This is a genomic window from Pseudomonas sp. MWU12-3103b (assembly GCF_023100615.1).
GTDB lineage: Bacteria > Pseudomonadota > Gammaproteobacteria > Pseudomonadales > Pseudomonadaceae > Aquipseudomonas > Aquipseudomonas putida_A.
In genome coordinates, this window is sequence record NZ_JALMEY010000017.1 from 122,124 (window position 1) to 137,162 (window position 15,039).

Sequence of the window (15,039 nt, forward strand, 5' to 3'; positions counted from 1 at the left end):
GGATGGCATTGATACCGGTGGCCATCGCCGTGGCTGGCGGTGTGATGGGCGCGCAGAACGCCAAGCAGGAGGGCGCCTTTAACTCTGGCATGTTCAAGCAAAACGCCGCCCTCAAGGATCAGGCGGCTAATGACACCATCGCCGCCGGGGATACGTCAGCCGATTGGCAGCGCGTGCGTACCGGCCAGGCGCTTGGGACGCAGCGTGCCGTTCAGGCAGCAAACGGTATCGACGTGAACAGCGGCAGCGCCGCGCAGCTTCAAGACGACACTGCGATGATCGGTGAGCTGGATGCGCTGACCATTCAGAACAACGCGGCGCGCGAAGCTTACGGCTACCGCATTCAGGCTCAGCAGGATCGCGCCAACGCTGCGCAGACCGTCACCAACGCTGGTAACAAGGCCACCGGTTCTATTCTCGGCGGTCTCGGTAGCGCGTTCGGATCATTCGCGGGGGGCAGGTAATGGCTCGGGTACCGACATTCGACACGGCTCAGGTTCAGCAGCAGCCGACCCGGGCGACTGAGCTGCGCGCCGTTGCGCCCGACAATTCGGCAATCGAGGCCGGCCTGCGCAGCTTTCAGCGCGGCGCCGAAATCCTTGTCGCCAAAGAGCGCGAGAAGGCAGACACCGCGATGCTGATGGAAGCCGACAATCAGCTCACGCAGTGGCAGCAAAAGGCGATGTATGACGAGAACGGGGGCGTCTTCACCCGCAAGGGTAAGAACGCTCTCGACGTCACCAACCAGACGCTTGATCAGTTCGACCAGACGCAAGCCGAGATCGCAAAGAATCTGACCACCGACGCACAGCGCGCTCGTTACGCGCAGATTGTCAGCAGTCGGCGCAATTCCCTTTCCAACGACCTGAACCGTTACGAGTACGGCGAGCGCCAGAACTATTACGGTGAAGTCGAGAAAGGCCAGCTTGAGACGTCGATGCAGGGCGCTGCCCTTGAATACCAGGATCCTGCGAAGGTCGACGCTTACCGGGAGAAGATCGATGCAGTGCTGGCCAGTCGCGCCGAACGTCTCGGGTTGTCGCCAGAAGCCGCCCAGGCCGAACGCCTCAGCACAGTCAGCGGCATGTCGACGGCGGTAATCCAGCGCATGCTGGTTGACTCTCCGCAGAAGGCTAAAGGTTATTTTGAGTCCTACAAGGACCAGATGACTGCCGAAGATCAGATCCGCGCCAGCAACGGCATCGATCAGGGTTTCCGCCGGCTTGAAGCTGAAGCCCGGCAGCGCCAGGTGGAAGCTCGGCAAATGCAAGCGATCAGCCGTATGGAGCTGAGCGGCCGCGTGCAGGATGCCAGCGCCGCTTATTCGCAGGGCTTGGACTTCGATAATCCACCGAGCTATGCAGACTTCAAGGCCGCCTACGGTGATAAGGCTGATGATCAGTACAAATCCTTCGTCAAGATCCAGGCTGTTGCGCCGGCGATCCGTGAGTTCGCAACGGCCACCCCCGAAGAGCGTCAGGAAATCTTAAGCAAATTCCAGCCGGCAAAGGACGGTACCGCCGGCGAGGGATTCAAGGAGGATTCCCAGCTCTACCAGCATCTGACGTCTGTGGGCGTTGGCCTACTGAAACAGCAGCAAACCGACCCGGCCGCGTACGTCACCAAGTACAGCCCGGTAGTGCAGCGTGCCTTCGCCAATGCTCAGCAGGAGGGCACGCCAGAGGCATATCAGGTTTACGCGACCACGACCCTTGCAGAGCAGCAGCGCCTCGGTGTTGCGCAGCCGAAGCTGTTGCCGGATGCAGCTGCCGACCAGTTCGCAGCACAGTTCAACCAGCAAGTGAATGGCGGCGAAAACGCAGCAACGCTCATCGAGCAGCAGGCTCAGTTGTGGGGGCCGAACTTCTCGGCCGTGCTGCAACAGGTCGGCAACAAGCTTCCGGCCGAGGCTCAAGTGATCGCCACCGGGCTGCCAAAGGACATCGCTGAGCGTATGGCTTCCGTGGCCCCGCTGAAAGACAAAGAGCTGAGCGCAGGCTTGCAGAAAGGCCAGCAGGACGAAATCGGCCAGAGCGTTCAACAGGCCATGCTGCCGTTCGCCGAATCTCTTCAGGGCCAGGCCGGCGGGATTAGCACGTTCAGTACCATGTACAAAGCAGCCGTGCGCACCGCAACCTCCTACGTGCTGCAGGGTGAGAGCCCGAAGGATGCGGCGCAGAAGGTCGTCGACGGCATGGTCAACGAGAAATATGACTTCTTCGGCACCTACCGCGTACCGAAAACGCTGGATACCACCGCCGTCAGCCGCGGTGCAGAGAAAGCGTTGAGCAGCATTAAACCCGATGAACTCATGCCGCTGCTTGGGTTCAAGGGCGTCACTGCCGAGCAAAACGCCAGTCAGCTACACGACGCGTTGCTGTCCAGCGGACAATGGGTTCCGACCAATGACGAGAGCGGTCTGTCGCTCACCCTCAACGGCTACCGCGTCCGGGGCAAGGACGGTAAACCCATCGTTCGCACCTGGTCTGAACTCCAGCAGCAAGGTTTGCAGGAGGCTGGCAAGTACCGTGTCGCGCCGTCGGTGATCATGCCATGACGATTTTTGCAGGTGACGCGCCGGTACTTGATCGGCGCACGATGCTGGATATCCCCGCCGGATCTGGCGAGGTATTCGACGCCTCGTTCGGTTCGGCACTGACGACTAACCCGTCGAACTCAATCATGCGCAGCGAAGAGCTGACGCAGGCTCAGGAAGGTTTGCGCCTGACGGGCGACACCGAATCTATTCTGGTACCGCCACGCAATGAGCCTGATACACCGATGCTTGATGCTCAGGCCGCGCGCGATCGAGTCGCCGGCATGGGGCTAGATATCAAGATCCCTGATCAGGGTATTCGGCAGGGCGCTCTCGACATCCTGATTGATCGGCACCGTGAGCAGGCTGCTCGCCAGCAGGTGCTGGCCCGTGCCAATGGCGGATCCTTTGGAACGCAAATTGCTGCCGGACTTGCTGCCTCGCTGCTTGATCCGCTGAACATTGCATCAGCCTTTGTGCCTGTGGTTGGTGAGGCTCGGTATGCGGCAATGCTCGGGCGTGCAGCCAGTCCGCTAGGGCGCGCAGGCGTTCGTGCGGGCGTCGGCGCCGTTGAGGGCGCTGTCGGTGCCGCGATTATTGAGCCACTGCCACTGCTCGCCGCCGGCCTCGATCAGACCGAATACGGCCTATCCGATTCGCTGGCCAACATTGCGCTGGGCGGCGTGCTGGGTGGCGGGCTCCATACGGTTGGCGGCGCAGCATCAGATGCGCTCCGCCGACGGCTTGCGACCGAAACCACTGGGAGCGAGACGGCGCCGAAAATAGCTGAAACTCAAACACCTCAAGGCCTTTCCCTGCGGGAACGGGGCCAGCCTGCCGACTTTGCCAAGGTGTTTGATCAGGATCCGGAAACGGCGTTGCGCGCTTCGCTCAGCCGGCACTTGGAGGAGGACAGCGCCACGCTCTACCGGAATGCCCAGGTGCAGGCGCTCGACGAGATCCGTCCGACGCTGACCGGCGAACGCGTGGGCAATGTGGCCGACCTGCATGCCGAAAGGCTGTCATTGACACAGCAGGCGATGAATCTGGACGGAATGTTCAAGGATCTGGCGAAGCAATACCAAGGCGAGCGCATGACCCGCAAACAGGCTGAGCGTGCGGCGCGCGACACAATTGACGCCCAGCGCGAGCAGATCGGTGCGCGTCAGGCTGAGATCAATACCCAGCTCGAGCGTAACCGTGCTGGCGAGTTTGATCGGCGCGACCTCGGCCTGATTGAGAGGGGCGAAATCCCGGAACGTTTGCGCCCTCAGATCGAGGCCCGTGCAAAACAAATCATGAAGGGTTACGCCCTTCGTCCACTGGGCACCTCTATACGCACCGCGCGCGAAACAGCCGCTTCCGCCGACTGGACGGTACGAGACAGCGCACTGCGTAGCGCCGTGTCACAGGCCGTTACCGGTCGCGATATCGACGTCAACGCACTGTTCGACCTTGAGTCGTCAACCAAGTCCACCGAAGCGATGGAGCATTTCAAGCGACCTGTTGCGCGCCGGGTAGATCCAGAGGGCCAGGCCGAGAGCCTGCGCGTCGACACCGGCGGAAAGACTGCGGACATCGATGAGCTGGACGCAGCGCAGAAGGCTTTCGACGAGGACGAAGCGCTAGTCAATGAAATGCTCAAGCAAATGCCTGAAGCGGATCGAGCGGCAGTAATGGCCGCCAGCCGTGAGGAAGCCGAAGCCGTGGCTGCACAAGCGCAACGAGCTGAAAGCTATTCGAAGGCATACCGCGCAGCCGCCGTGTGCGACATAAGGAACGGACAATAATGAATCCCTGTATTGATGCTGTACGCGCCGCCGCCGGCGACCTTGAAGACCTGGAACTCGCGGAGATCTTTGAACTGCTCCGGGGTCGCACCAAGGAAATAATGGCAAGGGAAGGCGCTCTGGGCATGGAACAGGCGACGTTGAAAGCCGCTGACGAGCTGGGCAAGCAGGCGCGGCATGCTGCTCTGATCGAACGGCGCAACGCGCTGATCAACTTACGCCGCCGTGGCGAGATTGTTGCGTTCGTTCGCGGCAACTTCGCCGACCGCCCCGACCTCGGCATTGAATCGTTATTGGTCGGTACCAACCTCGCGCGGCAGGGATCCCGGCTTTCTGTCGCAGCTGAACAGAAGTCACTCGGTGACGCTTACATCGGCGGGCTGATCCACGACCTCGAAGCCAAAGAACTGACCGCGCTACTGGCGAAAGGAAGCTCTGACGTCGATATCGCCGACGCCTTGTGGAAGATCGGCAATGACATGGACACCTCAAAGTTGAATGACCAGGTTGTCGATATCGCCCGCATCATTGAGAAATACCAGGAAGCATCCCGTCTTGACGCGAACCAGGCGGGCGCAAGCATCGGCAAGCTGCCGGGCTACATCGCACGCCAGAGCCATGACAGCGAGAAGATAGGCTCAGCCGGCTTCGACAAGTGGGCGGCCGACATTCTGCCAAGGCTCGACCCGAAGACTTTCGACGGCATCACCAATGAAAAAAGCTTTCTGCATGGTGTGTACGACGGGCTTGTCACCGGCGACCACCTCAAATCCTCGACTGAGGCCAAACCGAATGGCTTTCGTGGGCCGGCCAACATCGCCAAGAAAATGAGCCAGGAGCGGGTTCTGCATTTCAAGGATGGCGTAGCCTGGCACGAATACAATCAGCTCTACGGCACCGGTAACCTGCGGGAGGCGGTGCTGCGCGGGCTTGACCTGTCCGGACAGAACACCGCACTGATGCGCAAACTGGGCACCAACCCAGAAGCAAACCTGAACATGGCGATGGACATCATCGCTGAGGACGTGCGCAAGTCAGGCGATCCGGCGGCGCTGGCCAACTTCAACACCGCCCGGGAAACGATGATCAAGAACCGCTTTGCTGAGGTAAGTGGACAAACACGTATTCCCGGCAACGCCACGCAGGCGCGTATCGCTGCGAACGTGCGGGCTTGGCAGTCGCTGTCCAAACTCGGCGGCGCGCTGCTCTCCAGCTTCACTGACCTGCCAGTAGCCGCCAGCGAAATGCGTTACCAGGGCAAGAACTTCCTCGGCTCACTGGGGGAAATGACCGCCGGCCTGGTGAAGGGCAAAGGCAGTCTTGAGCAGCGAGAAATCCTATCGAGCTTTGGCGTCTATGCCGACTCGATGCGTGGCGAGATCATGCGCCGGTTCTCCGCCGATGACTCGGTGGGCGGCAAGATGTCGCGCGGGATGTCGTTGTTTTTCAAGCTGAACGGCCTGTCGTGGTGGACGGACGCCAACAAGGCCAGCGCGGGGCTGATGATGTCCCACAACTTGGCACAGAACAAAGGCCGATCCATGGCCAGCATGGACGCCGGCTTGCGTCGCACGCTCTCCTTATATGACATCGATGCCGGCAAGTGGGATCTGTTGCGCGGCATGGATACCAAGATGGCGGACGGGCGCGACTATCTCACCCCTGACGGCATCGCTGATATTCCTGCCGATAAAATCAGCGCCTATCTGACCGAGCAGGGACGGAAGGTGTCCGACTCGGCAATCCGCGAAACACGCGAAGGGCTGGAACGCAGTCTGCGCGGTTACGTCAATGACCGTGTCAGCTATGCGGTGCTTGAGCCTGACGCGCGCACTCGATCGATCATGAACCAGGGCACGCGCCCGGGCACGATGATGGGTGACCTCAACCGATTCCTGACGCAGTTCAAAAGCTTCCCGGCCGCGTACATGCAGAAGACGCTCGGCCGTGAACTATACGGCCGCGGATACGCGCCGACGCCACTGGGTGAGGGGTATCGGGGCAGCAAGGACTTGATTGCAGCACTGCGCAACGGCAACGGGGAAAAGCTTGGAATCGCCCAGCTGCTGTTGTGGACAACTGCGTTCGGTTATCTGTCGATGGCATCGAAGGATATTGCGAAGGGGCGGGAGCCTCGCCCGGTTGATGATCCAAAGACATGGGTTGCTGCAATGGTGCAGGGCGGCGGCTTCGGGATCTTCGGCGACTTCATGTTTGGAGAGGTCAGCCGCTTCGGCAACAAGCCACTGGAGACGCTGGCTGGACCAACGCTGGGTACTGCCGCCAGTGCTGTAGATCTGTGGAGCAAGGTGCGATCAGGGGATGACGCTAGCTCGTCAGCCTTTCGGTTGGCGCTGGGCAACACACCTTTCCTGAACTTGTTCTACACGCGGATCGCGATGGATCACCTGTTTCTCTACTCGGTTCAGGAGGCTATGAACCCCGGATCACTGCGGCGAACCGAGCAACGCATTCAAAAAGAAAACGGCCAGCAGTTCCTGGCCAGGCCTTCGCAAAGCTATTCCGACCCGCTGGGCATTGCCCGCTAAACGCGTCGCACCCCATTGAGCCCGCCATGTGCGGGCTTTTTTTCGTCCATAGAAAAGGAGTCACAACAGTGACCGTCAACACAATCAATAGCGCGGCGGAGTTTGATACCAACGGGGTTGCCACTGTGTTCCCGTTCTACTTCAAGTTCTTGGCGGACAGTGATCTGGTTGTTACTTACGTCGACCCTCAGGGCGTAGCATCCGTCCTCACCCTCGGGACGAACTACACAGTATCCGGAGCCGGCGAGGACAAAGGTGGAAGCATCACGACCACTACCGTACTGGCTGGTCTGGGGAAGCTTTCCGTTTCGCGCGAGATGGACCCATATCAGCTGACATCGCTGCGCAACCAGGGCAAGTTCCTTGCCGAAACGCACGAAGATGTTTTCGACAGGCTGACGATGCTTATTCAGCAGGGTTGGGGGAATCTTTTGCGGGCATTGGTCAGGCCATTCGGCCGCGACTATTACGACGCAGAGAATCGGAACATCTCGAACCTGGCAGACGCCGTTGCGCCCACCGACGCAGTCAACAGCAGAACTGCCCGGGCTTATGCGGAGCAGGCGGTAGCTGGCGTCGTTGGTGGGTTTGGCTGGTTCATTCAGGCAGCTACCGGCGCGATTCAACGAACCTTCCAGGACAAGATGCGCGACATTGTTTCTGTCAAAGACTTTGGTGTCGTTGGTAGCGGTGTCTCAAGCGATACTGCGGTCTTCCAATTGGCAAACAATGCAACTGCGCCAGGAAAAAGCGGCTTCGTGCTTGTTCCCGTAGGAACTTACTTCCTGGCGACTGACGTCGTTGCGGCCGGCCGTACGGTTACCTTTCTTTGCGCGGCGGGTGCTGACTTCATAGGGCCCGGAAAGATCAGGGCCAATATCGTTATTTATGATGCGTTCGGTGCGCGCTACGGGATCACGCGACACGCGTTTGGTTCGAACATCAATGGTGGTGGCTTGCTGGTCGGCGGTGGTGCCATTGACGAGGGTGGGCAGGGGACCTTCTTGGCGAACGACGGCCACGCCAACTGGCTGCGCGCCCAAACCTCGATTAACTACAACCCAACGGAAGTCGTTATTTACGGGGCGTCTGGGCAAGGCCGTGCCGTATCGGTTATTGGCGGCGGTTTCGTGGACAGGACAGATGGCACACTGTTCGATGCGTCCTGGGTCAGCAGGCCGTTCTACTTTATGCGTCAAACCTTTCTGGTTGATTCCTTCATAAGCGCCAACCGACTAAAACTCAAGAATCTGAACGGGTCGGCGGTTACCTTTGTTGCTGCATCGGAGTCGGCATTTCACTATGTTCGCACCACCGGTACCGGAACGTGCTCTGTCACCGGGACAACGATCAAGCGGATATCTGGTCAACCGTTTGTACCCTTCATCACCTACCCCGGGTATCAGTTCCGAATCAATGGCACAGCGGTCTCCATCAGTGCGTTCGTTAGCGGCGACGAGATGACTCTGTCTAGTGCTACTGGCAACCTTTCACAGGCCACCTTTGATTACGAGCTGGATATCAACGCCCAAATCTCAACGATCCGAATTCAAAAAACCTTTGGGCACAACGAAGAGAACCTGACCATTTCCGCCAAGGCGACTGGTGAGTACGAGATTCGCGGAGGCGGATCTGGCAGCGGTGAAGACTATCCCATCAGGTTTTACAACGGACATACAGCCCCGTTCACCCCTCGCCCGGTGGCGATCATCTCGCCGGAAGGTCGGTTCGGTATTAGCAGCTCTTCCGTCTTTTCCCCGAGCGCGATGCTTGATGTGCTGACTGTCCGTAGCGAACCATTGGGGTCATCGCTCTACAACGAATCAGCACGCATCTCCACCGTTTGGAATAACGCGGATATTCGCGGTCTCGAACTTGGTAATTTTTCGAACGGCACCCAGGGCGGTTACTTGCAGGGACGAGACTTCGCGAATAGCCCCTACGATATCTGCTTGAATCCTCGCGGTGGAAACGTTGGGGTAGGCTTAAACAACCCAGTAATGAAACTCACCGTCGCCGGGGTGATTGGACCGGCCGGCGATAACGTCTACACCCTCGGTCAGTCGGGTGCCAGGTTCGCGTCGGTGTGGGCAGCAAACGGAACGATACAAACTTCCGATGAACGTCTGAAAACGGATATCGAGGACTCGGTTCTTGGTCTTGATTTCATTAGAAGTCTTCGTCCGGTCTCCTACAGATTCATCAGCGGTGGCAAGGTAGCCCGCGAAGTAGTCGACGGGTATGAAACTATTGATGAACCAGTGTATGAAGATGTAACAACTCAACAAGAAAAAAGAAGTCTCAAGGTAGTTGAAGGGGCAAATGTCTTGGTGGTTGAGTACGAAGATGTGATCGAGAAAAAGCAGGTATTTGACCTTGTAGAAAATATCGTTGACGCAAGTGGCAATCCTTTGCCGGCAGTGAGAGTGCCAAGGACTCAGCAGGTAAAGCGCCCGATAATGAAGACTGTGTATGACGATATCCCGGGCGTGCGCTTGCATTTTGGTTTTGAGGCGGGACGCGTAAAGAAAGCTGCAGACGCGGCAGGCACAGACTTTGGCGGTCACGTCGTGGGCGATGATGGGCTTCAAGGTTTGCGGATTGATGAGTTCATGGCGCCAGCTGTAAAGGCAATCACCCAGGTGGATGACAAGGTGATTGCACTGGAAACGTTGGTACAGAAGCTTATTGCAAGATTCGATGATCCTGCATGATCTGCGTGGCATAATCTGCCAATCCCAAAGTCAGAGGCTGTTATGGTGAGTAAGTGCGCTACGCTAGTTTTTCTTGCCGCTATAACGGCTTCTGCTATTTCTTTTGCGAATCCTCTTGGCGCCGATAGTGATTTGAATATCAAGGGCGCTCACCCCCTGAAAGACAATCTCAATATCTGGTATTACGGGTTTGACACTGCGCTTGGCGGTAATATTTATTTTGCAGATGTCTTGGATAAAGACTCAAAGTTTTTTAACTACAAGGGCGATCCGGTAAGCCTGCACTCCAAGGCGAACGATACATCCGGCAGCTATGAAGATACCCATAACCACTATCAGAACCTTTTTGTTCAAACGATCAATAAAGTTTCAAACCTGAATACTGTTTCTGTGTGGGGCGATTCAACATCAGTTGTTGATGGCGCTAAGTCGTGGGGAGGTTTATTTAGTGCGCGCTCAATGTGCGATGGTTTTCAGAAAGGTGGCGCTGCTGAAAAATATGGCAGCCCTGATCTGTTCACCTGTGATGGAAACGATAACCAGCTGATCGGCATCGAGATCGATGTCCTGAACAACAGCAAGCCAGGCGTGTTCCCGAACATGAGCAAGACCGGCCTGCAGGTTGTTGGATTCGGCAATCCCAACTCGATGGCTGTCGAAGTTCGAACCGAGGACACCGACCGCATCCAGCCCGGCAAGGCGCCGCGAGGTGCATTTGAAGCTGGCTTCTATATGAAGAACTCGATCCAGCCTAAATACGGCCGGATGATTGTTGCTGACTTTGATCGCGCCAAAATGGGGATCGACTTCAGGAAGCCGGTCTTCTCTGAGGGCGCCATGCAGTTCAATACCCAGGGCGTTGGCACTGGCTTGGTGGCGAACGGCGGCGTATCAGGCGAGATTTACGGCGGCCGGCGTTGGGATGGTTTTGCAGATTCAAAGGGCTGGCTGAGCGTCCGGGCTGGTGACGGTGGTTTTCGCGTAGTCTCTAACGACAACACCAATGAATTGATGGCCATCGACAACTATGGCGGAATCTATCTAAATGGTGATGTGTACGTGAACGGTGAGCGCTTGAATGGTCAGGCGGTTACGGGCGTCAACCCTTGGACAGACTGGCGCTTCCTGAGCTTTGGAATTGCATTCACTCTGTTCAACCTGTTGATAGCAGTCCGCGCCAGAAACAAGGCTGTCTACGGAACATAGGTTTTACCTGACATCAAGCCCCCTGCGTACGGGCTTTTGTTTGGGTCTATGCTTCGTATGCTTGGTGTCCTATGATCGGTTGATGCTGTGATCTAAGAGAGCCCAGCAAAGCAGAAAAAGTACACTGGTTAGTACAGTGGTTTAGGTGGTTGCCGGATAAGTCCAGTAAATACTGGACAAGGGGCGCTAGATGCGATTCCTGTCTCGGGCACCATCCCCTCGCGCAATCCCGCGATTTATATCTCCCAGGTCAAAGTTTTTGTGCGAGAGATGTAAAGAGCCGTGTAATTCGTCATGCAAACGTCCTATATTCGGTGCCTGCATGAGCATCGCTTAGCAGTTTTCAGATGATCCCGAATGGTTCCGAAGGCCGGACAATCCGCGTCAGAGAGATCCTTGATGATCCAGATCCATCCTCCATTCTTACGATCAGCGAGAACGCCATGACCGAATTAACTCAAGAGCAACGTCACGTACTAGCGCTGGAAAAATACATTCAGGACGTCCCGGACCTGAAAGAAGAGATCAAGGACCTGAGTCCTGATGATCAGAAAGACCAGATCCAGTGGGCATTCGAGGACGAAGCCGAAGCCCAGGGCTTGCAGCCGTGGGAGCTGACGCTCAAGTACACCAGCACCCCTGAAGAGTTTGAGGCCAAGCGCCTGGAGCTGCACAAGGAGGCGGCCGAGGTGTTGGGCGTCGAGTGGGACGAGTACTGCGAGATGAACAATCTGGTGGTCTGAAACAAAAACGCCAGCCTCAACCGGGCTGGCGTTTTTTATTGCGTGACAGCCTCAGAGGCTCAGACGCATCGACAGGTCCACCGCCTTCACATCCTTGGTCATCGCACCGATCGAGATGTAGTCCACCCCGGTCTCAGCGATCGGCAGCAGTGTGCTTTCATTGATACCGCCGCTGGCCTCCAGTTTGGCCTTGCCGCCGTTCAAGCGGACAGCTTCGCGCATGTCATCCAGGCTCAGTTCGTCGAGCATGATGATGTCGGCGCCGGCAGTCAGCGCCTCCTTCAGTTCTTCCAGGCTCTCCACTTCGACTTCCACCGGTTTGCCCGGCGCGATCTTGTGCGCGGCGGCGATGGCCTGCGCGATGCCACCGCTGGCGGCGATGTGGTTTTCCTTGATCAGGAACGCGTCGTAAAGGCCGATGCGGTGGTTGTGGCAACCACCGCAGGTCACCGCGTATTTCTGCGCCAGACGCAGGCCCGGCAAGGTCTTGCGGGTATCCAGCAGCTTGACCTGGGTTTGCGCCACGAAGTCCGCCAGATATTGCGCACGCGTGGCCACGCCGGACAGCAGTTGCAGGAAGTTCAGCGCGCTGCGTTCGCCAGTCAGCAACGAACGGGCCGGGCCCTCCAGATGAAACAACGGCTGGTTGGGTTTGACCCGTTCACCGTCCCGTACCTGCCAGTGCACCGCGACGCGCGGATCGAGCTGGCGAAACACCGTGTCGACCCACGCCGTGCCGCAGATAACCGCCTCGTCGCGAGTGATGATGGTGGCTTTGGCCAGACGTTCGGCCGGGATCAGTTGTGCGGTGATGTCGCCGCTGCCGACATCTTCGAGCAACGCACGGCGCACGTTGGCTTCGATTTCGGCGGTCAGATCGGCGAGACGTAGATTCGGCATAACGGGCTCCACAAACTAAGTGCGCCGATTATAGGGGCATGGCGAGAGCCAACCCAAGGCGAGAACGCGCGTGCCTGACTGCAACTGGTCGATTTCTTGTGAGCAAAGCGCGGTTTTTCGTGGTCACTGCAAGGTGCGACGGCATAGGGGAAACCCTGACGGCTATAGCGCCGGGGACAAGTTTTGCAAGATAATCCGCCTTGCATTTGACGTCATGGCTTTGACGCCGATGTGGGAGCGGGCTTGCTCGCGAAAGCGGTTTGTCAGTGACAGTTTTGGCGAACGACACACCGCTTTCGCGAGCAAGCCCGCTCCCACAGGGACCTGTGTTGTAACTGACCAGTGAAATCACCGTTTCAGGAGGCTTGGATGCACAACGACGGGAATGTAGTGCCTTTGCACAAGGCCGCTACCGATCAGGCGAATCACTCGCCGCTCGCCCGCCTGCCTGTGATTCTGCTTCAGGTCCGCGACAAGGCCGCCCAGCAACTGCGCCACGGTTTGCAGGAATTGTTCGATAACGCAGACGACACCCTGTTCGAAATGGCTGACCGGGCGCGTAATGACGTCGAACAGAACATCTTTTTCGAAGCCATGCGCGACCTGCGCCTCAAGCGCAAAAACATCGAACGGGGTTTTCTCGAGCAATTCTTCGAAGCCTTTGTCGCGCTGATTCAATACGAAGTCGTGCAACCCACATTGTCCGGCACGCTGATATTCGAGGATTCGGCACCGCGTACCGATGACATGGAACGCAGCGTGGCGGTCGAGACCATGGTCGGGCGGGTGCTCAAGCGTGATGGCTTTGCTCTTGATCAACTGACTGCGCGGCTCAACGTGTTGCTGGGCAAGGATTTCGATAACCAACACAATCCGCTCGGCCCGGCGATGCTTTGCGAGTTCTTTCTGCAGGCCGGACGTAACCTGGGCGTGGAGATCAAGGTCAAGCTGATCCTGCTCAAACTGTTCGAACGCTACGTGCTGGCCGATACCGAGCAGTTGTATGCCGAAGCCAATCAATTGCTGGTCGCCACCGGCGTGTTGCCTGAGTTGAAACCGGCCCCCGCACGCCGCGCAATCGAGCGTGCGGCAGCAAGCATCAGCAGCGAAGAGAGTGACGAACCCGCGCCCGCCGACGAAGGCGTGCAGGAAGTCTTCGCCGCGTTGCAGGAACTGCTGCTGCACGTGCGCGGCAGCGTCGCGCCGACCCTGGAGCCGAGTGCGGCGGCGCAACCGATCAGCACCCGCGATCTACTGCGCCTGCTTTCACACTTGCAGCAATACGTCCCGGCACTGGCGGCGCAGGACGATTTCGATCTGCGCAATCAGCTTGAGCAGCTGCTGACGCGGGTCAGCGTGAGGAGCGGCAAATCACGCATTGTCGACGGCGCCGATGAAGATGTGATCAACCTGATCGCCATGGTCTTCGATTGCATCCTCGAAGACCGTAACCTCCCGGATTCGCTCAAGGCGTTGATCGCGCGTTTGCAGATTCCGATGCTCAAGGTGGCAGTACTCGACAAGAGCTTCTTCAGCCGCAGCAGCCACCCGGCGCGGCGCCTGCTCAATGAAATCGCCGATGCCGCCATGGGTTGGGGCGATTGCAATGGCGAGGCGCGTGACAGCCTGTATCTGCGCATCGAACAAGTGGTGCAGCGCCTGTTGAGTGACTTCGTCGACGACCCGGCGATTTTCTCCGAGTTGCTCGCCGATTTCCTGGCCTTCACCAGTGATGAGCGGCGGCGCAGCGAATTGTTGGAGCAGCGTTTGCGCGATGCCGAGGAAGGGCGGGCGAAAACTGAACTGGCTCGGCAGCGAGTCGAGCATGTGCTGAACCAGGCGTTGCTGGGTAAAGTCCTGCCGCCGTCGGTGGTGACCTTTGTGCGTGATGCGTGGAGCAAAGTGCTGCTACTGACCTGCCTCAAACATGGCGACCACTGCGCTGAGTGGCAGGCCGATGTGCAGACCATGGAGCAATTGATCTGGAGCGTGCAGCGTCACGACGAGGCGGACGCCGGTCTGCAGTTGCTGGCGCTGGTGCCAGGGTTGCTCAAATCATTGCGTGATGGCCTGAGCAGTTCGGCGTTTGATCCGTTCGCCACCAGCGAATTTTTCAGCGAGCTGGAAGCGCTGCATGTGCGGGTGCTTGAGCCGCTCACCGAGCAGCCGCCGGCCGATGCGCCGGCGTTGGTGGAGGTGTCGCAGCACATCACCCTGCGTAGCGCCGACGAGGGCGCGATCGGCGTGAATGCCAGCGGCCTGGCGCATGACGACCCGGGGCTGCGTCAGTTGGAGCAACTGCGCCTGGGCAGTTGGGTGGCGTTCCAGGAAGACGACGAGCACAGCCTGCGCTGCAAACTGGCAGCGATCATCGAAGCCACCGGCAAATACGTGTTTGTCGACCGCACCGGGATGAAGGTGCTGGAGCGCAGCCGCGTCGAGCTGGCCCTTGAGTTTCGCCGTGGCGCGGTGCGAGCACTGGATGACACCTTGCTGTTCGATCGGGCGCTGGAGTCGGTGCTCGGGAATCTGCGGCGACTCAATCGCGGCAAGTGATCGCGCGCCGGGGCCCGATCACGGCATACTGGGCGCCAACACAGT

Annotated in this window: 9 protein-coding genes; 8 read left to right on the top strand and 1 reads right to left on the bottom strand. The window is 58.4% G+C overall.

All coding sequences use genetic code 11. From position 1 onward, the window contains the following. Positions 1-2: 2 nt before the first annotated feature. The 7 genes from M0808_RS23565 to M0808_RS23595 all read left to right on the top strand — a co-directional run bounded on the left by M0808_RS23565 (position 3) and on the right by M0808_RS23595 (position 11,538). Entirely contained in the window at positions 3-464 is a 462-nt protein-coding gene (locus M0808_RS23565; RefSeq protein ID WP_247842591.1) for a hypothetical protein, read from the top strand. Next, a complete protein-coding gene (locus tag M0808_RS23570; protein ID WP_247842592.1) occupies positions 464-2,557 on the top strand; it encodes a hypothetical protein in 2,094 nt (697 codons plus the stop codon). Before M0808_RS23565 ends, M0808_RS23570 begins: the two co-directional genes overlap by 1 nt. After that, positions 2,554-4,326 carry a hypothetical protein gene (locus M0808_RS23575; RefSeq protein ID WP_247842593.1) on the top strand — a complete coding sequence of 591 codons (1,773 nt, stop codon included), beginning with the start codon at positions 2,554-2,556 and terminating at the stop codon, positions 4,324-4,326. The genes M0808_RS23570 and M0808_RS23575 overlap by 4 nt, the downstream gene beginning before the upstream one ends. Beyond that, positions 4,326-6,875: a hypothetical protein gene (locus M0808_RS23580; RefSeq protein WP_247842594.1), complete on the top strand. Its 2,550-nt coding sequence runs from the start codon at positions 4,326-4,328 to the stop codon at positions 6,873-6,875. Before M0808_RS23575 ends, M0808_RS23580 begins: the two co-directional genes overlap by 1 nt. 68 nt (positions 6,876-6,943) lie before the next feature. Then, a complete protein-coding gene (locus M0808_RS23585; protein ID WP_247842595.1) occupies positions 6,944-9,589 on the top strand; it encodes a tail fiber domain-containing protein in 2,646 nt (881 codons plus the stop codon). Positions 9,590-9,631: 42 nt separating this feature from the next. Next, complete coding sequence (locus M0808_RS23590; protein WP_247842596.1) at positions 9,632-10,795, top strand: hypothetical protein; 1,164 nt, start codon at positions 9,632-9,634, stop codon at positions 10,793-10,795. Between the two features lie 443 nt (positions 10,796-11,238). Continuing rightward, positions 11,239-11,538, top strand: a complete 300-nt coding sequence (locus M0808_RS23595; RefSeq protein ID WP_135294936.1) for a DUF6388 family protein — start codon at positions 11,239-11,241, stop codon at positions 11,536-11,538. Between the two features lie 51 nt (positions 11,539-11,589). Here the strand turns inward: M0808_RS23595 and nadC are convergent, their stop codons facing one another. Continuing rightward, the gene (nadC, locus tag M0808_RS23600; RefSeq protein WP_027610785.1) at positions 11,590-12,438 is read right to left on the bottom strand and encodes a carboxylating nicotinate-nucleotide diphosphorylase; all 849 of its coding nucleotides are present in this window, start codon (positions 12,436-12,438) and stop codon (positions 11,590-11,592) included. Between the two features lie 369 nt (positions 12,439-12,807). On the opposite strand from nadC, the gene M0808_RS23605 reads away from it, so the two are divergent. Continuing rightward, complete coding sequence (locus M0808_RS23605) at positions 12,808-14,994, top strand: DUF1631 domain-containing protein (RefSeq protein WP_247842597.1); 2,187 nt, start codon at positions 12,808-12,810, stop codon at positions 14,992-14,994. Positions 14,995-15,039 lie beyond the last annotated feature (45 nt).